This is a genomic window from Pseudomonas graminis, assembly GCF_900111735.1.
Classification (GTDB): domain Bacteria; phylum Pseudomonadota; class Gammaproteobacteria; order Pseudomonadales; family Pseudomonadaceae; genus Aquipseudomonas; species Aquipseudomonas graminis.
This window is the reverse complement of record NZ_FOHW01000048.1, coordinates 1-23,555: the sequence shown is the minus strand read 5'-3', so window position 1 is coordinate 23,555 and position 23,555 is coordinate 1. Positions and strand designations below refer to the sequence as shown.

Here is a 23,555-nt window from a genome sequence, read left to right as displayed (position 1 = left end):
TCTTCATGTTCGGCACAGCCGGTATTGATTGGACGCGCGTTCAGGTGCTGCACGCGTTAAAGACTGCTTGGAGGTCGAATTGGACAAGAACATGAAAATCCTCATCGTTGATGACTTCTCAACGATGCGGCGGATCATTAAAAACCTGTTGCGTGACCTTGGGTTCACCAACACGGCCGAAGCAGATGACGGTCTCACCGCATTGCCGATGCTGCAAAGCGGCGCCTTTGACTTCCTCGTCACTGACTGGAACATGCCCGGCATGTCCGGCATCGACCTGTTGCGTCAGGTGCGTGCCGACGAGCGTCTGCGCAGCCTGCCGGTGCTGATGGTTACTGCCGAAGCCAAGCGTGAGCAGATCATCGAAGCCGCTCAGGCCGGTGTGAACGGCTACGTGGTGAAGCCGTTCACCGCGCAAGTGCTCAAAGAAAAAATCGAAAAGATATTTGAGCGCGTCAATAGCTGATGTCCGCTGCGAGGGCGCTATGGATTCCAAAGATTCGACAATGGGTGACTTTGAGTCAACCCTGAAGAAACACGCACAAGAGCTGGTCGCGAGCCTTGAAAAAGGCAAGTTCGGCGACGCTGTGCAACTGATCCATGAGCTTAACCAGACCCGCGACCGAGGCCTGTATCAGGAAGTCGGCAAACTGACGCGCGAGTTGCACAGCGCGATCGTCAACTTCCAGATCGACCCGAACATGCCGCAGGCCGAGGAGGTCTCCCAGATCACCGACGCCACCGAGCGGCTGTCGTACGTGGTCAGGCTGACCGAAAACGCGGCCAACCGGACCATGGACCTGGTGGAGCAGAGCACGCCGTTGATGCACGGGCTCAGTGATGATGCCAAGGCGTTGAGCGCCGATTGGGGACGCTTCATGCGCCGCGAAATCAGCGCCGAAGAGTTTCGTGATCTGGCCCGCCGCGTCGATGTGTTCCTGACCCGCAGCGAGAAGGAGACGACCGAAGTCTCCGCGCACCTGAACGACATTCTGCTGGCGCAGGATTACCAGGACCTCACCGGTCAGGTGATCAAGCGCGTGACCACGTTGGTCACCGAAGTCGAGCGCAATCTGCTCAAGCTGGTGCTCATGGCGAGCCAGGTGGACCGCTTCGCGGGCATCGAGCACGACCAGGAAGTGTTCCGTCAGCAAAAAGAAGAAGAAAAACTTCACTCCAAGGGTGAAGGTCCGCAGATTCATGCCGATAAACGTGAAGACGTTGTATCCGGACAGGATGATGTTGACGATCTGCTATCCAGCCTCGGATTCTGATTCGGTCATTCTGATTTCAGACTTCAGGTTTTCTGTGAAAGTGGCTGCTGGACCCGCGCGCCAATGCTTCGGCGAAGGCAATGCGCGCAGGCCGTCAGTGCAGCCTCTGGATCGGTTTGACGGTTAATTTTAGGAGCACCCCCCAATGAGCTTCGGCGCCGATGAAGAAATCCTTCAGGATTTTCTGGTAGAGGCCGGCGAGATTCTCGAGCTGTTGTCAGAGCAGTTGGTCGAGCTGGAAAGCCGGCCGGACGATGCGGACCTGCTCAATGCAATTTTTCGCGGTTTTCACACTGTAAAAGGGGGCGCCGGCTTCCTCCAGCTCAACGAGCTGGTTGAATGCTGTCACATCGCCGAGAACGTGTTCGACATCCTGCGCAAGGGTGAACGCCGCGTTGACTCGGAGCTCATGGACGTGGTGCTCGAAGCACTCGACACCGTCAACAGCATGTTCGGTCAAGTGCGTGAGCGCTCCAGCGTTACCCCTGCAACTCCTGAACTGCTGGCCGCGCTGGCTCGCCTGGCTGAGCCTGCCTCGGCAGATGAAGTCGCTCCGGCACCGGTGGTCGAAGAGCCGGTTGCTGAAGCGCCGTCCGAAGACATTACTGATCACGAATTCGAACAGCTTCTGGATTCGCTGAACGCTGTCAAGGCGCAAGCGGCAGGCGCTCCTGCGCCGGCTGCGTCTGCACCTGTCGCAGCGGCACCCGTCGCAGCAGCACCGGCGGCGGCTTCCGCTGCAGCGGGCGGCACTGCGGCCAGTGATGAAATCACCGATGCCGAATTCGAATCACTCCTCGATCAGCTGCATGGCAAAGGCCAGTTCGCCGTCGATGCCGTGCAACCGCCGGCGGCTGTGACGCCGTCCGCCGCGCCGACCAGTGATGAAATCACTGACGACGAATTCGAGTCGCTGCTGGATCAGTTGCACGGTAAAGGCTCGTTCTCGGCAGATGCCGTTGGCGTTGCTGCGCCCGCTGCGCCTGCCGCTGCTGCTCCTGCCGCGCCGGTTACGCCCGCTGCCCCGTCGAAAGCCGCTGCCGCGGACGAAATCACCGATAACGAATTCGAAGACCTGCTGGATCAGTTGCACGGCAAAGGCAAGTTCGAACCTGCCGTCGCTGCTGCTGCACCGGCCAAGGTGCCAGAACCCACCGCCAAAGCCGAACCGGCCAAAGCGACGCCTGCTGCTGCGGTTCCGGCCAAAGCCGCTCCTGCCGCTCCTGCCGCTGCCGCTGCACCGGCTCGTGCTGCTGCTCCCGCGCCTGGCGAAAAACCGCAGTCTGAAGCGGAAACCACCGTGCGCGTTGACACCGCGCGGCTGGACGAGATCATGAACATGGTCGGCGAACTGGTGCTGGTGCGTAACCGCCTCGTGCGTCTGGGCGCCAACAGCGCCGACGAAGCCATGTCCAAGGCCGTGTCGAACCTGGACGTGGTCACCGCTGACCTGCAGACCGCGGTCATGAAGACCCGCATGCAGCCGATCAAGAAAGTGTTCGGTCGCTTCCCGCGACTGGTTCGCGATCTGGCACGTCAGCTGAAGAAAGAAATCAGCCTTGAACTGGTGGGTGAAGAAACCGACCTGGACAAGAACCTCGTCGAGGCCCTGGCCGACCCGCTGGTCCACTTGGTGCGCAACGCGGTCGATCACGGTATCGAGTCGCCGGAAGAGCGGGAAGCGTCGGGCAAGCCCCGCAACGGTCGTGTGATTCTGGCGGCCGAACAGGAAGGCGATCACATCCTGCTGTCGATTTCCGATGACGGCAAAGGCATGGACCCTGCGGTTCTGCGTGCGATCGCGGTCAAGCGTGGTGTGATGGACAAGGATGCAGCGGATCGCCTCAGCGACACCGACTGCTACAACCTGATCTTCGCGCCGGGCTTCTCGACCAAGACCGAGATTTCCGATGTGTCCGGGCGTGGCGTGGGCATGGACGTGGTGAAAACCAAGATCGCCCAGCTCAACGGTTCGATCAGCATCGATTCCACCAAAGGCCTGGGTTCGAAGATCATCATCAAGGTGCCGCTGACCCTGGCGATCATGCCGACGCTGATGGTCATGCTCGGCAACCAGGCCTTCGCGTTCCCGCTGGTCAACGTCAACGAGATCTTCCACCTGGACCTGTCGACCACCAACGTCGTCGACGGTCAGGAAGTGGTCATCGTCCGCGACAAGGCGCTGCCACTGTTCTACCTCAAGCGCTGGCTGGTCAGCTCGGCGGCTCACGAGGAGCAGCACGAAGGTCACGTGGTGATCCTGTCGGTTGGCACGCAACGCATCGGCTTTGTGGTCGATCAGTTGGTCGGCCAGGAAGAAGTGGTCATCAAACCGCTGGGCAAAATGCTGCAAGGCACGCCGGGCATGTCGGGCGCCACCATCACCGGTGACGGTCGCATCGCACTGATCCTCGATGTTCCGAGCATGCTCAAGCGCTACGCGGCACGACGGATCGGCTAAGCAGGATCAGCTTCGGTAGGCGGCTGTCGATGTTTTTCAGTGGGACCGGCTTCAGCCGGGAAGAGGCCGGAATGGACACTGTGGATTTTCGGTGTGACACCCGACGCCTTCCTGAGTAGGACCGGCTTTAGCCGGGAAAGGGCCGGTATATACACCGTGGATTTCTCGGTGTGACATCCGACGGGTTCCCGGCTAAAGCCGGTCCTACAGGTATAGGTCCTACAGGTCCCGCGGGTCCTGTTTTAAGCGCGAAAACCGGTCCCACTGGCCTGCCCCTTATCGCCAATGTGACCCAAGCTACGTGATTCAGGGCGCGCCGACCCGCAGGGTGGCGCGCGCTCTTTGGAGTGTTTATGGCAGTCAAGGTTCTCGTCGTGGACGATTCGGGTTTTTTCCGACGTCGTGTCTCGGAAATTCTCTCTTCAGATCCGACGATCCAGGTGGTCGGTACCGCCACCAATGGCAAGGAAGCCATTGAACAAGCCCTGGCCCTCAAGCCTGACGTGATCACCATGGACTACGAAATGCCGATGATGGATGGCATCACCGCGGTCCGTCACATCATGCAGCGCTGTCCGACTCCGGTATTGATGTTTTCCTCCCTGACCCACGAAGGCGCGCGAGTCACCCTCGATGCGCTGGACGCCGGTGCGGTGGATTTCCTGCCGAAAAATTTCGAAGACATCTCGCGTAATCCCGAGAAGGTCAAACAGATGCTGTGCGAGAAAGTACACAGCATCTCCCGCAGCAACCGTCGTTTCGGCGGTTACGCCAGCACGTCTGCTGCAACGTCGGCACCGGCACCGTCTGCCGCACCGACTGCACCGCGCAGCACGTCTGCCGCTCCGAGCGTGTCACGTTCGGCGCCAGCCCCTGCGCCTGCCCGCGCCACCGCGTCGGCGTCCCATCAGCACGCGCCAACGTCATCGGGTGTGCCCAAGCGCAAGGCCTACAAACTGGTCGCGATCGGCACGTCTACCGGTGGCCCGGTGGCCTTGCAGCGGGTGCTGACCCAACTCCCGGCCAACTTCCCGGCGCCCATCGTGCTGATCCAGCACATGCCGGCCGCGTTCACCAAAGCCTTCGCCGAGCGCCTCGACAAGCTTTGCCGAATTACCGTCAAGGAAGCCGAAGACGGCGACATGCTGCGTCCCGGTCTGGCGCTGCTGGCGCCTGGCGGCAAGCAGATGATGGTCGACGGTCGCGGCGCGGTGAAAATCCTGCCGGGCGACGAGCGTTTGAACTACAAGCCATGCGTCGACATCACGTTCGGCTCGGCGGCAAAGTCCTACAGCGACAAAGTCCTAGCCGTCGTCCTCACCGGGATGGGCGCTGACGGCCGTGAAGGCGCGCGTCTGCTCAAACAGAGCGGCAGCCAGATCTGGGCGCAGGACGAAGCCAGCTGCGTGATCTACGGCATGCCCATGGCGATCGTCAAAGCCGAACTGGCCGACGCCGTCTACAGCCTGGACGACATCGGGCGCCACCTGGTTGAGGCGTGCAGCTGATGGATGTCTTGACGCTTATAGGGATCATTCTGGCGTTCGTCGCGATCATCGGTGGCAACTTCCTTGAAGGCGGCCATCTGGGCGCATTGCTCAACGGCCCGGCGGCGCTGATCGTGCTGGGCGGTACGTTGGCGGCCTGCCTTCTGCAGACGCCGATGAGCGCGTTCAAGCGGGCGATGCAGATCTTCATCTGGATTCTGTTTCCGCCACGCATCGATCTGGCGGGCGGTATTGATCGCGTCGTGTCCTGGAGCCTCACCGCGCGCAAAGAGGGCCTGCTTGGCCTCGAAGCCGTGGCTGACTCCGAGCCCGATGCCTATTCGCGCAAAGGCCTGCAACTGCTGGTCGACGGCGCCGAGCCTGCGGCCATTCGCGGCATTCTGGAGGTGGATTTCATCACCCAGGAGAGCCGCGACATTCAGGCTGCAAAAGTCTACGAAAGCATGGGCGGCTATGCGCCGACGGTCGGCATCATCGGCGCGGTCATGGGCCTGATCCACGTGATGGGTAACCTCGCCGATCCCAATCAGCTGGGCAGCGGCATTGCCGTTGCGTTCGTGGCGACCATTTATGGCGTGGCCTCTGCCAACATGATTCTTCTGCCGGTGGCGAACAAGCTCAAGGCCGTGGCGATCCGCCAGTCGCGCTACCGGGAAATGCTCCTCGAAGGCTTGCTGTCGATTGCCGAAGGCGAGAACCCGCGGTCGATCGAGCTGAAGCTGCAAGGCTTCATGGAGTGATGGACTGATGGCCCGCCGACGTCGCCAGGAAGAGCACGAAAATCACGAACGCTGGCTGGTGTCCTACGCGGACTTCATCACCTTGCTGTTCGCTTTTTTCGTGGTCATGTATTCCATCTCGTCGCTGAACGAAGGCAAATACAAGGTGCTCTCCGAGGCGCTGGTCGGGGTCTTCAACGAGCCTGAGCGCAGCGTCAAGCCGATCCCCATTGGCGAGCAGAAACCGCAGACCGTTCGACCTGCCGACCCGCTGGTTCAGGACAGCGAGCAGACCGACGCCGCGCTGGGGCAGGCCGCCGACGACCCGCTGAAATCGATTGCCGATGACGTCAACGCGGCGTTCGGCGACCTCATCGCCTCCAAGCAGATGACCGTGCGCGGCAATGAGCTGTGGATCGAGATCGAGCTCAATTCCAGCCTGCTGTTTGGCAGCGGCGACGCGATGCCAAGCAATCAGGCGTTCGACCTGATCGACAAGGTCGCGAAAATCATCAAGCCGTTCGACAACCCGGTACATGTCGAAGGCTTCACTGATAACCAGCCGATCAACACCGGGCAGTTCCCGACCAACTGGGAGCTGTCGTCGGCGCGTTCATCGAGCATCGTGCGCATGCTGGCCATGGACGGGATCAACCCGGCGCGGCTGGCTTCGGTGGGTTACGGCGAATTCCAGCCGCTGACCTCCAACGCCACCGCCGATGGCCGCGCGCGCAACCGTCGCGTGGTGCTGGTGATCTCGCGCAACCTGGACGTGCGCCGCAGCCTCACGGGCTCGGGCGCCACGGCCAACGCAAAACCGGATGCTGCGCTGCGCCGTGCTGGCACACAAACTGCACCGGTCCCGTCCAAGCCGCCGCAAGGCGTCAAATCTTCGTCATCTGCCCCTTAAACCCGGTCGTCGCTTTGGTCGGGGGGAAAACGAGTACATGAGAGTCTGGGCAGTAGCCAATCAGAAAGGCGGGGTCGGCAAGACCACCACCTCCATCGCTTTAGCCGGCTTGCTGGCAGAGGCGGGCAAGCGTGTGGTCGTGGTGGATCTCGATCCCCATGGCTCGATGACCAGCTATTTCGGGCAAGACCCCGATACGCTGGAACACAGCAGCTTCGACCTGTTCCTCAACAAGGGCGTGGTGCCCGAAGGCTTGCCGGGCCAACTGCTGCTGCCGACCAGCGATAAACGCATTTCCCTGCTGCCGTCGAGCACCGCACTGGCCACCCTTGAGCGCCAGTCGCCGGGGCAGAGCGGGCTTGGGCTGGTGATTGCCAAGAGTCTGGCGCAGCTGTGGCAGGACTTCGATTACGCGATCATCGACAGCCCGCCGTTGCTTGGCGTGTTGATGGTCAACGCCCTGGCGGCGAGCCAGCAACTGGCGATCCCGGTGCAGACTGAGTTCCTTGCGGTGAAGGGCCTGGAGCGCATGGTCAATACGCTGGCGATGATCAACCGTTCGCGCAAGGTGCCGCTGCCGTACACCATCGTCCCGACACTGTTCGACCGCCGCACCCAGGCATCGATGAGCACCCTCAAGCTGCTTCGCGACAGTTACCCGGAGCACGTCTGGAATGCGTTCATTCCGGTGGACACGCGATTGCGCGATGCCAGCCGCGCCGGCGTGACGCCTTCGCAGTTCGACAACAAGAGCCGTGGCGTGCTGGCCTACCGTGCGTTGCTCAAACACATGCTCACCGAACAGCTTGTCGGGCAGGTGGCCTGAGTGGCCGCTGATCATTATTTGTCGAGCGGCGCGCCTGCACGCTCAAGTCCATCGGCTATGCAGCCGATATCTGTATCAGGCGGTAATCGCATCACTACTTTTCGGGCTCCCGTATGAACCGCCCCCTGGACATCGCTTCACGACCACAACTGGCGCTGCAGAACTACCTGGACGCGTTGCTGTTTGACGCGACCGAGGAGTTGCAGGTCGTCGAGTCCGTCGATGAATTTCAAGCGGCCGTGCTCGAAGAGCAGGCCCATGACGCACGCATGCGTTGCGCAGTAGCGGCGGCTGTCGCTGCTGCGTTGCCTGCTGCTGTGCCCGCGCCGCAACCCGCTCCCATGAGCCGGCCTGCGCCTGTTTCGCTCGCTTGGTCGCCCCAGCCTGAACCGGCTGCGGCGCGGGTGATGGAACGCCCGGTGATGCCACCGGTGATTCTGCCGCCGGTGCTTGTCCCTGAGCCGGAACCGATTGTTGAGGCTCGGGTGGTGGAAGAGCCACCGGTGGCCCTGGTCGAGCCGGTGGTTGATGTGCATCTGTCTGCCCAGCGCACACCGACGCCTCCGCCCACCGGCGACGGGCGTCCGGCCTGGGCTGCCGAGCCGTTTGAATGCCTGCTGTTCGACGTCGCGGGTCTGACCCTGGCGGTGCCGCTGGTATGCCTCGGCTCGATTTACCCGCTGGCGGGCCATGATTTGACGCCGCTGTTCGGTCAACCGGACTGGTTTCTCGGGATCCTGCCCAGCCAGGCGGGCAACCTGAAGGTGCTGGACACCGCGCGCTGGATCATGCCGGACCGGTACCGCGACGATTTTCGTCAGGGCCTGCAATACGTGATCTCGGTTCAGGGCTACGAATGGGGGCTGGCGGTGCATCAGGTCAGCCGCTCGTTGCGCCTGGACCCCAATGAAATCAAATGGCGCACCCATCGTGGTCAGCGGCCCTGGCTTGCCGGGACGGTGATCGAGCACATGTGTGCGCTGCTGGACGTTTCCGAGCTGGCCGAGCTGATCGCCAGTGGTGCGGTCAAGCAGATGCACAAGCTCAACTAGCATCAGTCATAAAGAACATCACATAAACACAGGCCGGCGTACGAATCGTCGACCGCACGGCACAACACGCAAGGGGTTAGGGGTATGAAGAAGTCGTCAGCACAGGGTTCCGAAGATCCGATTCTGCAATGGGTCACCTTCCGCCTGGACAACGAGTCGTACGGCATCAACGTGATGCAGGTTCAGGAAGTGCTGCGCTACACCGAGATCGCACCGGTCCCGGGCGCGCCAAGCTACGTACTGGGGATCATCAACCTGCGCGGTAACGTCGTCACCGTCATCGACACCCGTCAGCGCTTTGGTCTGCCGCCGGTTGAAGTCAGCGACAACACGCGTATCGTGATCATCGAGGCCGACAAGCAAGTGGTCGGGATCCTGGTCGATAGCGTGGCTGAAGTGGTTTACCTGCGTCAGTCGGAAGTCGAAACCGCGCCGAACGTGGGCAACGACGAGTCCGCCAAATTCATCCAGGGCGTGTGCAACAAGAACGGCGAACTGCTGATCCTTGTGGAGCTGGACAAGATGATGTCCGAGGAAGAGTGGTCCGAGCTGGAGAACATCTGATTGATTCTTGATGTGGCGGTCATTTTTCTGGCGGTGTTGTGGGTCGCGAGCGTCGCGATGTTCATGGCCCACACCAAGCGCTTGCGCATCCAGGCCACGCAGCAGCTGGAGGCGGATTCGCTGCGTGATCAGCGCATCCGCGAACTGGCCCGGCGCCTTGAAAATTACCAGGGCGGTACGGTGAGAATGGGCGAGGAACTGCACGAGTTGCGTTCCATGGTCGCACTGCTGCCGGACAAGATCACTGCCCTTGAGCAGCGCGATCCCTCGACACTGTCCTTCGCCCAGGCCGCGCGCCTGGTCGGCATGGGCGCCAGCATCGACGAACTCACCCAATCCTGCGGCCTGACCCAGGCCGAAGCGCAGCTGATGACCAAGATGCATGGCGGTAATCGGTAGAAAGCGTGCTCCTGCACCGGGTTTTGCAGCGTCTGGGTAGTCCCGACCGCCTGCAAAATCCGTGGGAGCCGGCTTGCTGGCGAATGCGGTTTTCCTGTGACCTGCTCGGCGACTGACACGACGCGTTCGCCAGCAAGCCGGCTCCTACACTGATCGCGGTGAGTCAGTCATTCAGCGGCAGCCGTTCCGCCGTCTTCGCGGGCAAGCGCGCCCCTACATTTTGGAATGCCGCATCTGGTGTATGGCATTAGCCCTGCGTCTTGATACCCGACGCCTTCCCGGCTGAAGCCGGTCCTACCCAGTTACGCGGTGTGTCAGTGGGACCGGCTTTAGCCGGGAAGAGGTCAGTGCGCGCGACACAAGGATCCATGATGTGCCGCTGACCCGTGTAGGAGCGACCGGGGTGGCGCTCCACCTTGCCCGCGAAGAGGCCAGTACATCCGACGCATATTTATCGCCGGTGCCTACGCCTTCGCGGGCAAGCGCGCTCCTGCATTTTGGAATGCCGCATCTGGTGTGTGGCATTAGCCCTGCGTCTTGATACCCGACGCCTTCCCGGCTGAAGCCGGTCCCACCCAGTTACGCGGTGTGTCAGTGGGACCGGCTTTAGCCGGGAAGAGGCCAGTGCGTGCGACACAAGGATTCATGATGTGCCGCTGACCCGTGTAGGAGAGACCGGGGTGGCGCTCCACCTTGCCCGCGAAGAGGCCAGTACATCCGACGCATATTTATCGCCCGTGCCTACGGCTTCGCGGGCAAGCGCGCTCCTACACTAGATTCGCGTCCACAGGGTCATTGGCGTTGTTTCCATGAGCGGTAGAGGCTGAATCAACGCGGCGTGATATCCCGCTCCACCGGGCCGGCATCCGGGTCGAACCCCACCGGAAACTTGCCCTTGAGATGCCAGGCAAACGCGATGATTTCGGCGATGGTCAGGTACAGCTCTTGGGGAATGCTATCGCCCAGTTCGAGGCGGGCGAGCATTTTCACCAGTTCTGCGTTTTCGTAGATCGGGACTTTGTACTCGCGGGCGATCGCCAGAATGGCTTCCGCCAGGCTGTCATCGCCCTTGGCCGTCAGCGTCGGGGCCTGATGGCCGTCGTAGCTGAGGGCAATGGCCTGACGCGGTGTCTGCTCGGATTTGCTCATCAGGCGTTCTCGTCGATCCAGCGTTGTTCGAGCACGGCGCGCGGGCCCTGGGGCGGCACGCCACGGTTGCATTCCAGCTCCTTGACGTTCAAACCACACGCCACCAGGCGCTCACGCAGATTGCCCAGTTCGCTGGAAATCAACTCGGCGCTGCCTTCGCGTTCAGCCCATAACTGGCTGGCGATGCTCCCGGCAATCAGTTGCGCCTGCACGTGCAACGGACCAAGAGGCTCAAGATCAAACGCCAGCTCCAGCCGCCAGAGCTTTTCTCGCTCCCTGGCTTCCTGCGCCGGCGCATCGGCATGCTCGTCGCGCTCGGGCGTGTCCTCGCGCTGAACCTTGACCTGCAACGGCACGATGTCGTGGGCGTTGCGCATCGGGATCTCCAGCTGCCAAGTGGTCACCTGTGTGCCGTCGGCGTGGGTGCGGGTCTGCTCCAGCCCGCCCAACTGATGGCTCTGCAGGCGCGAAATCGCGCCCGCCGCCAGCTTCAGCAGCATCTCCAGATCGTCTTTGCTTTGCGGATGGCCGAGGGTGCGCGGTGGTAACGGGAAGTTGATCGGATCGCTCGGCGGCGCCACCAGCCCCAAGGTGCCGAAGGCGCTGCGCAAGACGCTGGGCATGGCCCGCGCCAGGGTATTGCCGGCGGCAGCGGCGTCATAACTGACGTTGCCCGGCAGCCCCGGCAGGAGTTGTGTGACCAGCCGCAGCAAGTTGGCCTTCATGTCCGGCACCAGCGTCGGGTTCAGCCCGGCGAGCAAGCGCGACTCCATGAACAGCCCGCTGGCGTTCAGCGCCTGGGCGACGCCCTTGGAGGTGGTCATCTGCGGGACGTCCGGCAGGTCGGCCAACAGTTGCACAATGCTCGCCCTCAGCGCCGGCGAAAGGTTATCGCCATCGGCAGCCGGCGGCGGCATGTTCTGCAACGCGGCGATCAGGCCCTGCAGCGAGCCCTGACGGCTTTGCTGGGTCGATAACTGCTGCGCCAGGGCCAGTTCGTCCAGACGATTGGGCAGGGCGACGAAATTCAGCGCCTGACTGTTCTGCACCTGGGCGCTGAGCAGACTGCCGACCCGCAACGGCTGCGGGCTGTCGACGGTCAGGCTGGTGCCGGCCAGGGCCGTGTTGAGCAGGATGACGATAGAGCGGTAATTGGTCAGCTGCGCCCCGCCCGACGATTGCCCGGGGGATTGCCCCGCCAACTGCGCGACGTTCTGCGCCGCCACCTGCGTGGTCAGCACCTTGCCTTGCACCAGCGTGCCAGCGGGCAATTGCCGCGTGTCGATGCTGGTCAGGCTGTTGGTGGCGGCTTTCTGCAGGTCCTGCACGCTAATGGTCAGCGTGTCGGCCGAACCCTGGGCGACATTGACGCTGGTGCCCGGCGTCAGCGGCAGCGAACTGCTGACGGGGAGGGTGGTTTGCCGACCGTTGTCCATAGTTAGTTTGAGCAGCAGTTGAAAGTCCTGCCCCAACTGCTTGAGGCTCACCACTTCAGCGCTGGCCACCTGACCCGAGTTCAGCAGCCCTTCGCGCGGCTCCATCAGCTTGAGCACTTCGCCCGCCGGCACGCCGGCGCGCAGCAGGGCCGTGGCCACTGTTACTGGAGCAAGATTGGGTATATCGCCTGTCATCAGATCCCGACTCGGTAAATTTGCGCTCTGGGTGGCGGGTCCGGGTATGTATAATCCGGCACCGACTTCGTCGGCGGTCTACCGTTAAGCTGCATCAGTATAACGGCCGTCATGATCCCGACTTGAACCGCCGTGTACCGCTGCAACTGAAAAGAAGGTCCCCATGTCGATCCCCGTTCTTGAAGCCGTGGCGCTGACTTGCGAGCGTGACGGGCGCCTGCTGTTCGAAGATCTCGAATTGCGGCTGAGCGCGGGCGACATGGTGCAGATCAGCGGCCCCAACGGCAGCGGCAAAACCAGCCTGCTGCGCCTGTTGTGCGGGCTGATGCAGCCCACCGCCGGCAACGTGCTTCTGGACGGTACACCTCTCCCCAGCCAGCGCAGCGAATTGACCCGCCACCTGCTGTGGATCGGCCACGCCGCCGGCATCAAGGACGTGCTTACGCCTCTGGAAAACCTCGCCTGGCTCTGCGCGCTGCACACCCCCGTAGAGACCGCCGACATCTGGCGCGCCCTCGAAGCGGTCGGCCTGCGCGGCTTTGAAGACGTGCCGTGCCATACGTTGTCGGCCGGTCAACGGCGTCGCGTGGCACTGGCCCGCCTGTATTTGCCCGGGCCCGGTCTGTGGATGCTCGACGAACCCTTCACCGCGCTGGACAAGCAGGGCGTGGCGCAACTCGAAGCGCACCTGGCGGCGCACTGTGAAAACGGCGGCGCCGTGGTGCTGACCACGCACCACACGCTGAGCCGCACGCCTTCGGGTTATCGCGATCTGGACCTGGGGCAGTGGGCGGCATGAGTCACGTGTTCACCCTGTTGATCGCCCGCGAAGCGCGCCTGCTGTTTCGGCGCCCGGCCGAACTGCTCAACCCGCTGGTGTTCTTCGCCATCGTCATCGCGCTGTTTCCCCTGGCCGTCGGCCCTGACACGCAACTGCTGCAGCGCCTGTCGCCAGGGTTGGTGTGGGTGGCCGCGCTGTTGTCCGTGCTGCTGTCGCTGGACGGCCTGTTCCGCAGCGATTTCGAAGACGGCTCCCTCGAACAATGGGTGTTGTCGTCGCAACCGCTGGCGTTGCTGGTGTTGGCGAAGGTCCTGGCGCACTGGGTCTTTTCCGGGCTGGCACTGATCCTGTTGTCCCCGCTGCTGGCGCTGATGCTCGGCCTGCCCACCGCGTGTTTGCCGGTGCTGCTGCTGTCGCTGCTGCTGGGCACACCGGTGCTGAGCCTGCTCGGCGCGGTGGGCGCCGCGTTGACCGTAGGGCTCAAGCGCGGCGGTCTGCTGCTGGCGTTGTTGATTCTGCCGCTGTACATCCCGGTGCTGATTCTCGGCAGCGGCGCCTTGCAGGCTGCCCTTGAGGGCATGCCCGCGACCGGTTATCTGCTTTGGCTTGGCAGCCTTGCCGCACTTGCGGTAACCCTGACGCCCTTTGCAATTGCCGCTGGTTTGAAGATCAGCGTTGGCGAATAATCGCACCCTGACCGCGCGGACAGATTTTCCGTCGACAGGTCCCGGACGCTTCAGCCATAAGAAGCGCCTTGCCCTGACAGCGCCTCTGGTTGAGACGCACTGTGATAACTAGCACCGTGATGAAAAGCACCGTAATGAAAAGGCAGCGTGATGAACACAAGCGCCAAGGCTAAACGCGGCCTGAGTTGGACCTGGTTCCACAAACTCGGTTCGCCCAAATGGTTTTACGGCATCAGCGGCCGTCTGCTGCCGTTGCTGAGCATCGCTGCGGCGTTGCTGATCGCCATCGGCGTGATCTGGGGCCTGGCGTTCGCGCCGCCGGACTACCAGCAAGGCAACAGTTTTCGCATCATTTATATCCACGTGCCGGCGGCGATGCTGGCCCAGTCCTGTTACGTGATGATGGCCGTGTGCGGCGTGGTCGGGCTGGTCTGGAAGATGAAAATGGCCGACGTCGCCCTGCAATGCGCGGCGCCCATTGGTGCGTGGATGACCGCCCTGGCCTTGGTCACCGGCGCGATCTGGGGCAAGCCGACGTGGGGTTCGTGGTGGGTCTGGGACGCGCGGCTGACCTCGATGCTGATCCTGCTGTTTCTGTATTTCGGCCTGATCGCTTTGGGCAACGCGATCACCAACCGCGACAGCGCCGCCAAGGCCTGCGCTGTGCTGGCCATTGTCGGGGTGATCAACATCCCGATCATCAAATACTCGGTGGAGTGGTGGAGCACCCTGCACCAGGGCGCGACCTTCAGTCTGACGGAAAAGCCGGCCATGCCCGCTGAAATGTGGCTGCCGCTGCTGTTCACCGTGCTGGGGTTTTACTGCTTCTTCGGGGCGGTGCTGCTGATGCGCATGCGCCTGGACGTGCTCAAGCGCGAGGCCCGGGCCGGTTGGGTCAAAGATATATTAATGAAGCGCTTTGGCCACACAGCGTCGCCTCGCCACGGAGCCGAACGATGAGCTTCGAATCTTTTAGCGATTTTCTCGCCATGGGCAAGCACGGGCTCTACGTCTGGTCGGCTTATGGCATCTGTTTCATCGTGCTGGCGATCAACGTCCTGGCACCGGTTTTAGCGCGTCGGCGTTACCTGCAACAAGAGGCGCGCCGTCTGCGCCGGGAGAGCAATACGTGAATCCGCTGCGAAAAAAGCGCCTGTTGATCATCCTGGCGATCCTCGCCGGGGTCGGCATTGCGGTCAGCCTTGCCCTCAGCGCGCTGAAGGAAAACATCAATCTGTTCTACACCCCGACCCAGATCGCCAGCGGCGAAGCCCCCCGTGACACGCGGATTCGCGCCGGCGGCATGGTGGTACAGGGTTCGCTGCAGCGCTCGTCGGATTCGCTGGATGTCACCTTTGCCGTCACCGATTTCAACAAGTCGGTGCCCATCACTTATCGCGGCATCCTTCCGGACCTGTTCCGCGAAGGGCAGGGCATTGTCGCCCTCGGCAAGCTCAATAGTGACGGCGTGGTCGTCGCCGACGAAGTGCTGGCCAAACACGATGAGAAATACATGCCGCCGGAAGTCGCCAAAGCGCTGAAAGACAGCGGCCAGCCCGCGCCCGCTGCCACGCCCGCCGCTCTCCCGGAAAAACAGGGGTAAATCATGATTCCCGAACTCGGCCATCTGGCCATGATTTTGGCCCTCTGCTTCGCCATCGTGCAGGCCATCGTGCCGCTGATGGGCGCCTGGCGCGGCGACCGTCTGTGGATGAGCCTGGCGCAGCCCGCCGCCTGGGGGCAGTTTGCTTTCCTGGTGTTTGCCTTTGGCTGCCTGACCCACTCGTTCATGGTCGACGATTTTTCCGTGGCCTACGTCGCCGAGAACTCCAACAGCGCGCTGCCGTGGTACTACAAATTCAGCGCCGTCTGGGGCGCACACGAAGGCTCGTTGCTGCTCTGGGCGCTGATCCTCGGCGGCTGGACCTTCGCCGTGTCGATCTTTTCCCGGCAGTTGCCCCAGGTCATGCTCGCCCGCGTGCTGGCGGTGATGGGCATGATCAGCGTCGGCTTTCTGCTGTTTCTGATCCTCACCTCCAACCCGTTCAGCCGCATCCTGCCGCAGGTTCCCCAGGACGGGCGTGACCTTAATCCATTGCTGCAGGACATTGGGCTGATCGTCCACCCGCCGATGCTGTACATGGGGTACGTCGGGTTCTCGGTGGCGTTTGCTTTCGCCATCGCTGCGCTGCTCGGCGGTCGGCTTGATGCGGCATGGGCGCGCTGGTCGCGGCCGTGGACCATCGTCGCCTGGGCCTTTCTCGGCGTCGGCATCACCCTGGGTTCGTGGTGGGCCTATTACGAACTCGGCTGGGGCGGCTGGTGGTTCTGGGACCCGGTGGAAAATGCCTCGTTCATGCCGTGGCTGGTGGGCACGGCGCTGATTCACTCGCTGGCGGTCACCGAAAAGCGCGGCGTGTTCAAGAGCTGGACCGTGCTGCTGGCCATCGCGGCGTTTTCGTTGAGCCTGCTCGGCACCTTCCTTGTGCGTTCCGGCGTGCTGACGTCGGTGCATGCTTTCGCTTCCGACCCGGCCCGTGGCGTCTTCATTTTGATCTTCCTGCTGATGGTGGTGGGCGGCTCGCTGACCCTGTTCGCCCTCCGCGCGCCGGTGGTGAAAAGCCACGTCGGCTTTGGCCTGTGGTCGCGGGAAACCTTGCTGCTGGGCAATAACCTGGTGCTGGTGGTGGCGGCGTCGATGATTCTGCTCGGCACGCTCTACCCGCTGGTGCTGGATGCGTTGAGCGGGGCGAAGATGTCCGTCGGCCCGCCGTATTTCAACGCGCTGTTCGTGCCCCTGATGGGCTTGCTCATGGCCGTCATGGCGGTGGGCGTGCTGGTGCGCTGGAAGGACACGCCGGTCAAGTGGCTGTTGAGCATGCTCGCGCCGGTATTGGTCGGCAGCGCGGTGCTGGCAGTTATCGCCGGTTTCGCCATGGCCGACTTCCACTGGGCCGTGCTTGCCACCTGTTTGCTAGCGGCCTGGGTATTGCTGGCCGGTGTGCGCGACCTGTTCGACAAGACGCGGCACAAAGGCTTGCTCAAGGGCATGCGCTCGTTGACCCGCAGTTACTGGGGCATGCAAGTGGCGCACCTCGGTATCGCGGTGCTGGCGCTGGGCGTGGTGTTGTCCAGCCAGAACAGCGCCGAACGTGACCTGCGCATGGCCCCCGGAGAATCGGTGGAACTGGGCGGATACATGTTCGTGTTCGAGGGTGCCCAGCATTATCAGGGTCCGAATTTCACCTCCGATCGCGGCACCCTTCGCGTGCTGGAAGACGGCAAGGAAATCACCGTGTTGCACCCGGAAAAACGCCTGTACACCGTACAGCGCTCGATGATGACCGAGGCCGGTATCGACGCCGGTTTCACCCGCGATCTCTATGTGGCGCTGGGCGAACCGCTGGAAAACGGCGCATGGGCGGTGCGTGTCCACGTCAAGCCGTTCGTGCGCTGGATCTGGTTCGGCGGCCTGATCACCGCACTGGGCGGGCTGCTGGCGGCGCTGGACAAACGTTATCGCGTCAAGGTCCGCGCGAAAGTGCGCGACGCACTGGGCATGACGGGGGCGGCGGTATGAAGCGCTGGATGTTGCTGATCCCGCTGGTGCTGTTTCTCGGCATGGCGGGTTTGCTGTACCGAGGTTTGTATCTGGATCCGTCGGAACTGCCGTCGGCGCTGATTGGCAAACCATTTCCTGAATTCAACTTGCCCGCCGTGCAGGATGGCAAGCCGCTGACTCGCGCCGACCTGCTGGGCAAACCGGCACTGGTCAACGTCTGGGGCACCTGGTGCGTGGCCTGCCGGGTCGAGCATCCTGTGCTGACCAAACTGGCGGAGCAGGGCGTGGTGATTTACGGCGTCAACTACAAGGACGTGAACGCCGAGGCGCAGAAGTGGCTCAAAGAATTTCACGATCCCTATCAGCTGAACATCAATGATGAGGCCGGTAGCCTGGGTTTGAATCTGGGTGTCTATGGCGCGCCGGAGACCTTCTTGATTGATGCCAAGGGCGTCATTCGCTACAAGCATGTGGGTGTGATCGACCAGACAGTCTGGCGCGAGAAGCTGGCGGGCCAGTATCAGGCGCTGGTGGATGAGGGCAGAGAATGATCAGGCGCGATGATGTGGCGGCTGGTCGGGCCTCTTCGCGGGCAAGCGCGCTCCTACGAGGGGCACGGCGATTGGCTGCCGCTGCGGTATTGGCGCTGGGTTTTGCAGGTGTGGCCCAGGCTGCGATTGATGCCTACACCTTCAAGGACGACGCCGAGCGGGCCCGCTACACCGAGCTGACCCGTGAGCTGCGCTGTCCGAAATGCCAGAACCAGGACATCGCTGATTCCAACGCACCCATCGCGGCCGACCTGCGCAAAGAGATCTACCGCATGCTCGGCGAAGGCCAGAGCAATCAGCAGATCATCGATTTCATGGTTGATCGCTACGGCGAGTTCGTGCGCTACAAGCCCGAGCTCAATGCCCACACCTGGCTGCTCTGGTTCGGTCCGGCCGGCTTGCTGCTGGGCGGCGCGGTGTTGATTGGTGTGATCGTCGTGCGCCGTCGTCGCACAAGCCGCGAAGACGCCGATGTGCTCTCAGACGAGGAGCGTCAGCGCCTCGCCCACTTGCTGGATAAAAACCGCGAATGATTGATTTCTGGATGGCCGCCGGCCTGTTGCTGCTGGTGGCCCTGAGTTTCCTGCTGATCCCGGTGTTGCGCGGCCGTCGCGCGCAGACTGAGGAAGATCGCACCGCCCTTAACGTCGCCTTGTATCAGGAGCGCATCGCCGAGTTGCAAGCGCAGCAGGAGGAGGGCGTGCTCTCGTCGGCGCAACTGGACGGCGGTCGGGCCGAGGCCGCGCGCGAACTGCTCGCCGACACCGAAGGGGTGGGCGCCGAGCGGGTGAGCCGCCTGGGCAAGCCGCTGCCATTGCTCGCCGCGATTCTGGTGCCGGTGTTGGCGTTGGGTCTGTATCTGCATTTCGGCGCGTCGGACAAGGTTGAGCTGACCCGGGAGTTCTCCCAACCGCCGGGCTCGCTGGCGCAGATGACCGAGCGGCTGGAGCGTGCGGTGAAGGCGCAACCGGATTCCGCCGAGAGCGCGTACTTCCTAGCGCGGACCTACATGGCCCAGGATCGCCCGGCCGATGCCGCGCGGATGTTCGAGCGTGCGGCCAAGCTGGCCGGTCGTCAGCCCGAACTGCTGGGGCAGTGGGCCCAGGCGTTGTACTTCGCCGCTAACAAGGCTTGGACCCCGCAGATTCAGGGGATTGCCGAAGAAGCGCTGAAGCTCAATCCCAAGGAAGTCACCAGTCTGGGCCTGATGGGCATCAACGCCTTCGAAAGCCAGCAGTTTGATCAGGCGGTGAGTTACTGGACGCGTCTGTTGGCCGTGTTGCCGCAAGACGATCCTTCCCGTGGGGCGCTGGAAGGCGGTATCAAACGCGCCAGAGACAAGGTGGTGCAAAGCGGCGGCACGCTGGAAAACCCCCCGCCGGTGGCGGTGCAGGGCGCGCGCATGAAGGTGCGTGTCACGCTGTCGGAGGCGTTGAAAGCCAAGGTCCAGCCGGGCGACACAGTGTTTGTGTTTGCCCGCGCGGTGTCGGGTCCGCCGGCGCCGCTGGCGGTCAAGCGCGTGACCGTGGCTGACTTGCCGGTGGAGGTCGAGCTGACTGACGCCGACGCGATGATGCCGCAGCTGAAACTGTCGAACTTTGCCGAAGTCCAACTCGTGGCCCGGGTGTCCCGTGCCGGTCAGCCGACGGCGGGGGAATGGATCGGCCGCAGCCAGCCGTTGCCGAGCAATGTGACGGCGCTGCAATCCCTGACCATCGACAGCCCCGATCAGTAATCCCGTTAACGCAGCGAGTAGAGAGCCCTTATGTATCGCGTCGCCCGTTTTGCCTTGTTGAGTCTGGTGGTGGGATTGACCGCAGCCTGTGCGGTGCAGCATCCAGGGCCGCAGAGCTCCGAACCGATCCCGACCGTTCCCGGCCCGTCGCCGACCCCGCAGCCCGGCACTCCGCGCACAGCGCCAGAGACGCCGCCGTCTATGCCGATCCCTGCACCGGGCCCGAAAACCTCTTCGCACTTCGCTCCGCCGCCGGGTGGCAACAGCCATTGGGATGCGCGCCTGGGTGTGCATGTGCTGGATAACGTGCCGAACACGTTCTATCGCCAGCGAACTTACTACCGCTGGAATGACGGCTGGACCTGGTCGACTTCGCCAAGCGGGCCGTGGCAGGAGACCGATGCCAGCGGTGTGCCGCCGGGGTTGAGCAAACAGTTCGGGAACTGAGGTAGGCGGTGGGGCGTAGTACGCCGGGATCAAGATCAAGATCAAGATCAAGATCAAGGGCGTCTGCCTAAGGGCAGACCGTTTCGCCTTCGGCGAGTTACTTGGAAAAGCACCCCAAGTAACCAAGGGTGCTTGCTCCTGGTTGGGTTCCTCCTGCGTCGGAATACCCTCACTCCGACGACGCTCCGTGGGCCCGCGCCGAACGGACATCCATGTCCTAGCGGCGCTCTCGCGGCATCCATGCCGCTCGGCCCACTCCGCGTCGTCTGCGTTCGGCCTGCACCCAAGTCGCGATGGGTGTCGTCTGGGCTGTCGCGTTCGAAGATCAAAAGCAGATCAAAAGCTTCCCGGCTGAAGCCGGTCCTACTGGGTGCACGCGCTGCTGTTAGTGGGACCGGCTTCAGCCGGGAAGAGGCCGGTTTGCTCACCATCAATCTTGATCGTTCCCACGCTCCGCGTGGTAACACCGCCCCCGGACGCTCCGCGTACGCTGCGCTTTCTGGCGTGGGGAGGTGACGCGGAGCGTCATGGGATGCATTCCCACGCGGAGCGTGGGAACGATCAAGCCGATCCTACGCCTGAGGTCTGTTAGTGGGACCGGCTTTAGCCGGGAAGCTGTTGATCTTGATCTTCAACACATAACGCTCAGGCGACACCTATCGCGACTTGGGTGCAGGCTGAACGCAGGTTTTGCGCAGTGGGCCGAGCCGCAGGGATGCGGCGAGAGCGCCGTCAGGACAGGGATGTCCGTTCGGCGCGGGCCAACGGAGCAAGACCGGAGTGAAGGAACCCTGACGAAGGAAGGGCCCAACCAGGAGCAAGCACCCTTGGTTACTTGGGGCTTTTCCAAGTAACTCGCCGAAGGCGAAACGTCTGCCCCTAGGCAGACGCTATTGATCTTGGCTACTAAGCCGGGGGCCTTATTTCGCCGGATAGATCTGATCAAACACCCCACCATCATTGAAGTGAGTTTTCTGCACCGTGCGCCAGTCGCCGAAGGTTTTTTCCACTGACAGGAAGTCCACTTTCGGGAAGCGGTCGGTGTACTTGGCCAGCACCGCCGGATCCCGTGGGCGCAGGTAGTTGGCGGCAGCGATTTCCTGTCCTTCAGGGGACCACAGGTACTTCAGGTATTCCTCGGCCACCGCGCGGGTGCCTTTCTTGTCCACCACCTTGTCCACAACGCTCACAGGCGGCTCAGCTTCAGCGGAGACGCTCGGGTACACCACTTCGAACTGATCGCGACCAAACTCCCGGGCGATCATTTCCGCTTCGTTTTCGAAGGTCACCAGCACGTCGCCGATGTGGTTGGTCATGAACGTGGTGGTCGCGCCACGGCCGCCGGTGTCGAGCACGGGCACGTGGCTGAACAGCTCGCCGACGAATTTCTTCGCCGCCGCTTCATCCCCGCCGTTCTTCAGCGTGTAGCCCCAGGCCGAGAGGTAGGTATAGCGCCCGTTGCCGGAAGTCTTCGGATTGGGCACCACCACTTCAACGCCGTCCTTGACCAGGTCCGGCCAGTCCTTCAGCGCCTTGGGGTTGCCCTTGCGCACGATGAACACCGTGGCCGAAGTAAACGGAGCGCTGTTGTTCGGCAGGCGGGTGACCCAGTTATCCGGCACCAGTTTGCCGTTGTCCGCCAGCGCGTTGATGTCGGTGGCCATGTTCATGGTGATGACATCGGCGGGCAGGCCATCGATCACTGAACGGGCCTGTTTGCTCGATCCGCCGTAGGACATCTGAATCGTCGGGGTTTCCTGGTGCTCGGCGTTCCAGTGCTTCTGGAATGCGGCGTTGTAGTCCTTGTAGAAGTCGCGCATCACGTCATACGACACGTTGAGCAGCGATGGCGCGGCGGCCTGTGCAGCGCTGCCCAGCGCCAGTCCTGCGGCGAGCAGGGAAGCGGCGAAGATTTTTTTCACTGTGAATTCCTTGTGGCGTTGAGCATGAGGCGTTTATCGGGTCGCTCTTGAAAGAGCCGTTGTTATAACCAGACGAGAGGGCCAATGGCTGGCGACTATAACCAAAGTCGCCAGCGGCCCAATAGATCAAAAACTCATGTGCTTATGCCGCCTTGCGCATCGGCCGGTGCGGCGACCGCGCCGAGCTTGGGAAACAGCGCATTGCCGCACCGCGAACAGAACGCCGCGTTGGGTTCATGGGCGTTCTTGGCGCAGACCGGGCAGTCGTGCTGCAGCTGATCGCCGCGCATCGCGTTGGCCAGTTCGGCGGTGAAAATCCCGGTGGGCACGGCGATGATCGAGTAACCGGTGATCATCACCAGCGACGACAGGATTTGCCCGAGCGGCGTCTTCGGCACGATGTCGCCAAAGCCCACCGTGGTCAGGGTGACGATCGCCCAGTAGATGCCTTTGGGAATGCTGGTGAAGCCGTGCTCCGGGCCTTCGACGACGTACATCAGGGTGCCGAACACCGTCACCAGCGTCGACACGGTGGCCAGAAACACGATGATCTTCTGTTTGCTGCCCCGCAGCGCAGCGAGCAGGTAGTTGGCCTGTTTCAGGTAGGGGCTGAGCTTGAGCACACGGAAGATCCGCAGCATCCGCACCACTCGGACGATCAGCAGGTACTGAGCGTCGCTGTAATAGATCGCCAGGATGCCCGGCACGATGGCCAGCAGGTCGATCAGGCCGTAGAAGCTGAAGGCGTACTTGAGGGGTTTGGGCGAGCAGTACAGGCGCAGCAGGTACTCGACCGCGAAGATGAAGGTGAGGGTCCACTCGATCCAGGCCAGCGGCGCGGCGTAATTGCGGTGCACGGCCTCGATGCTGTCGATGATCGCCACGAGCAGGCTGAAAAGGATGAGCACCAGCAGGATTTTGTCGAAGCGTCGGCCGGGTTTGGTGTCACTCTGAAAAACGATGATGCGTAGCTGTTCGCGCCAGCTGATGTTGCTGTCCATGGGGTCGTTCCGCGTGCAAGGTCGGCAGAGCGTGGGACAAAGCGCTCAGGAGCGCAACCTGTCATCGCTGAGTGCACCGCGTACCCATGTGGGACCGGCTTTAGCCGGGAAGGCGTCAGTCGTCACACCGCACATCTGATGGCGAGCACACCGGCCTCTTACCGGCTAAAGCCGGTCCCACTATGGATACGCGGTCAAACAGTGAGACTGGCTTTAGCCAGGAAGGCGTCGGTCGTTACACCGCAAATCCGATGGCGAACACACCGGCCTCTTCCCGGCTAAAGCCGGTCCCACTATGGATATGCGGTCAAACAGTGGGACCGGCTTCAGCCGGGAAGGCGTCGGTCGTTACACCGCAAATCTGATGGCGAACACAC

At 62.5% G+C, this 23,555-nt stretch carries 24 protein-coding genes; 20 read left to right on the top strand and 4 right to left on the bottom strand.

Annotation, left to right across the window (positions count from 1 at the left end):
• Positions 1–91 precede the first annotated feature (91 nt).
• From BMY98_RS23980 to BMY98_RS23935, 10 genes are all read left to right on the top strand, one after another.
• The gene (locus BMY98_RS23980; protein ID WP_172612850.1) at positions 92–466 is read left to right on the top strand and encodes a chemotaxis response regulator CheY; all 375 of its coding nucleotides are present in this window, start codon (positions 92–94) and stop codon (positions 464–466) included.
• A 19-nt stretch (positions 467–485) separates the two neighbouring features.
• A complete protein-coding gene (locus tag BMY98_RS23975; protein ID WP_074892892.1) occupies positions 486–1,274 on the top strand; it encodes a protein phosphatase CheZ in 789 nt (262 codons plus the stop codon).
• Between the two features lie 145 nt (positions 1,275–1,419).
• Positions 1,420–3,735: a chemotaxis protein CheA gene (locus tag BMY98_RS23970; protein WP_074892889.1), complete on the top strand. Its 2,316-nt coding sequence runs from the start codon at positions 1,420–1,422 to the stop codon at positions 3,733–3,735.
• A 353-nt stretch (positions 3,736–4,088) separates the two neighbouring features.
• Positions 4,089–5,243, top strand: coding sequence for a protein-glutamate methylesterase/protein-glutamine glutaminase (locus BMY98_RS23965; protein WP_074892887.1), 1,155 nt, complete (start codon positions 4,089–4,091; stop codon positions 5,241–5,243).
• Positions 5,243–5,983, top strand: a complete 741-nt coding sequence (locus BMY98_RS23960; RefSeq protein WP_074892885.1) for a flagellar motor protein — start codon at positions 5,243–5,245, stop codon at positions 5,981–5,983. Before BMY98_RS23965 ends, BMY98_RS23960 begins: the two co-directional genes overlap by 1 nt.
• Before the next feature lie 7 nt (positions 5,984–5,990).
• Positions 5,991–6,872: a flagellar motor protein MotD gene (gene motD / locus BMY98_RS23955; protein WP_074892883.1), complete on the top strand. Its 882-nt coding sequence runs from the start codon at positions 5,991–5,993 to the stop codon at positions 6,870–6,872.
• A 37-nt stretch (positions 6,873–6,909) separates the two neighbouring features.
• The gene (locus tag BMY98_RS23950; RefSeq protein WP_074892881.1) at positions 6,910–7,698 is read left to right on the top strand and encodes a ParA family protein; all 789 of its coding nucleotides are present in this window, start codon (positions 6,910–6,912) and stop codon (positions 7,696–7,698) included.
• Positions 7,699–7,811: 113 nt separating this feature from the next.
• Positions 7,812–8,750, top strand: a complete 939-nt coding sequence (locus BMY98_RS23945) for a CheW domain-containing protein (protein ID WP_074892879.1) — start codon at positions 7,812–7,814, stop codon at positions 8,748–8,750.
• 84 nt (positions 8,751–8,834) lie between these two features.
• Positions 8,835–9,314: a chemotaxis protein CheW gene (locus BMY98_RS23940; RefSeq protein WP_065987319.1), complete on the top strand. Its 480-nt coding sequence runs from the start codon at positions 8,835–8,837 to the stop codon at positions 9,312–9,314.
• Positions 9,315–9,713: a DUF2802 domain-containing protein gene (locus BMY98_RS23935; protein ID WP_074892877.1), complete on the top strand. Its 399-nt coding sequence runs from the start codon at positions 9,315–9,317 to the stop codon at positions 9,711–9,713.
• Positions 9,714–10,541: 828 nt separating this feature from the next.
• On the opposite strand, the gene BMY98_RS23930 is transcribed toward BMY98_RS23935, so the two are convergent.
• Both BMY98_RS23930 and fliK read right to left on the bottom strand, forming a co-directional pair.
• On the bottom strand, positions 10,542–10,862 hold the full coding sequence (locus BMY98_RS23930) for an EscU/YscU/HrcU family type III secretion system export apparatus switch protein (protein ID WP_074892874.1): 321 nt from the start codon (positions 10,860–10,862) through the stop codon (positions 10,542–10,544).
• Positions 10,862–12,493: a flagellar hook-length control protein FliK gene (fliK, locus tag BMY98_RS23925; protein WP_074892872.1), complete on the bottom strand. Its 1,632-nt coding sequence runs from the start codon at positions 12,491–12,493 to the stop codon at positions 10,862–10,864. The genes BMY98_RS23930 and fliK overlap by 1 nt, the downstream gene beginning before the upstream one ends.
• Before the next feature lie 163 nt (positions 12,494–12,656).
• Between fliK and ccmA the strand changes: the two genes are divergently transcribed.
• The 10 genes from ccmA to BMY98_RS23875 all read left to right on the top strand — a co-directional run bounded on the left by ccmA (position 12,657) and on the right by BMY98_RS23875 (position 20,255).
• Positions 12,657–13,292: a cytochrome c biogenesis heme-transporting ATPase CcmA gene (gene ccmA / locus BMY98_RS23920; RefSeq protein WP_074892870.1), complete on the top strand. Its 636-nt coding sequence runs from the start codon at positions 12,657–12,659 to the stop codon at positions 13,290–13,292.
• The gene (ccmB, locus tag BMY98_RS23915) at positions 13,289–13,960 is read left to right on the top strand and encodes a heme exporter protein CcmB (protein ID WP_074892913.1); all 672 of its coding nucleotides are present in this window, start codon (positions 13,289–13,291) and stop codon (positions 13,958–13,960) included. Before ccmA ends, ccmB begins: the two co-directional genes overlap by 4 nt.
• Positions 13,961–14,110: 150 nt before the next feature.
• Positions 14,111–14,920: a heme ABC transporter permease gene (locus BMY98_RS23910; protein ID WP_245760113.1), complete on the top strand. Its 810-nt coding sequence runs from the start codon at positions 14,111–14,113 to the stop codon at positions 14,918–14,920.
• Positions 14,917–15,093, top strand: coding sequence for a heme exporter protein CcmD (gene ccmD / locus BMY98_RS23905; RefSeq protein WP_074892868.1), 177 nt, complete (start codon positions 14,917–14,919; stop codon positions 15,091–15,093). Before BMY98_RS23910 ends, ccmD begins: the two co-directional genes overlap by 4 nt.
• Positions 15,090–15,563, top strand: coding sequence for a cytochrome c maturation protein CcmE (gene ccmE / locus BMY98_RS23900; protein ID WP_074892866.1), 474 nt, complete (start codon positions 15,090–15,092; stop codon positions 15,561–15,563). Before ccmD ends, ccmE begins: the two co-directional genes overlap by 4 nt.
• Positions 15,564–15,566: 3 nt before the next feature.
• Positions 15,567–17,540 carry a heme lyase CcmF/NrfE family subunit gene (locus BMY98_RS23895; RefSeq protein WP_074892864.1) on the top strand — a complete coding sequence of 658 codons (1,974 nt, stop codon included), beginning with the start codon at positions 15,567–15,569 and terminating at the stop codon, positions 17,538–17,540.
• On the top strand, positions 17,537–18,073 hold the full coding sequence (locus tag BMY98_RS23890; RefSeq protein ID WP_074892862.1) for a DsbE family thiol:disulfide interchange protein: 537 nt from the start codon (positions 17,537–17,539) through the stop codon (positions 18,071–18,073). Before BMY98_RS23895 ends, BMY98_RS23890 begins: the two co-directional genes overlap by 4 nt.
• Positions 18,074–18,144: 71 nt before the next feature.
• The gene (locus BMY98_RS23885) at positions 18,145–18,606 is read left to right on the top strand and encodes a cytochrome c-type biogenesis protein (RefSeq protein ID WP_074892860.1); all 462 of its coding nucleotides are present in this window, start codon (positions 18,145–18,147) and stop codon (positions 18,604–18,606) included.
• Positions 18,603–19,808 (top strand): c-type cytochrome biogenesis protein CcmI, encoded by a 1,206-nt coding sequence (gene ccmI, locus BMY98_RS23880; RefSeq protein WP_074892858.1) that lies wholly within the window; start codon positions 18,603–18,605, stop codon positions 19,806–19,808. Before BMY98_RS23885 ends, ccmI begins: the two co-directional genes overlap by 4 nt.
• Positions 19,809–19,838: 30 nt before the next feature.
• Positions 19,839–20,255 (top strand): hypothetical protein, encoded by a 417-nt coding sequence (locus BMY98_RS23875; RefSeq protein ID WP_074892856.1) that lies wholly within the window; start codon positions 19,839–19,841, stop codon positions 20,253–20,255.
• 920 nt (positions 20,256–21,175) lie between these two features.
• On the opposite strand, the gene BMY98_RS23870 is transcribed toward BMY98_RS23875, so the two are convergent.
• On the bottom strand, positions 21,176–22,177 hold the full coding sequence (locus BMY98_RS23870) for a sulfate ABC transporter substrate-binding protein (RefSeq protein WP_074892854.1): 1,002 nt from the start codon (positions 22,175–22,177) through the stop codon (positions 21,176–21,178).
• Positions 22,178–22,311: 134 nt separating this feature from the next.
• Positions 22,312–23,178, bottom strand: a complete 867-nt coding sequence (locus tag BMY98_RS23865; protein WP_074892852.1) for an ion transporter — start codon at positions 23,176–23,178, stop codon at positions 22,312–22,314.
• Positions 23,179–23,555: the final 377 nt, after the last annotated feature.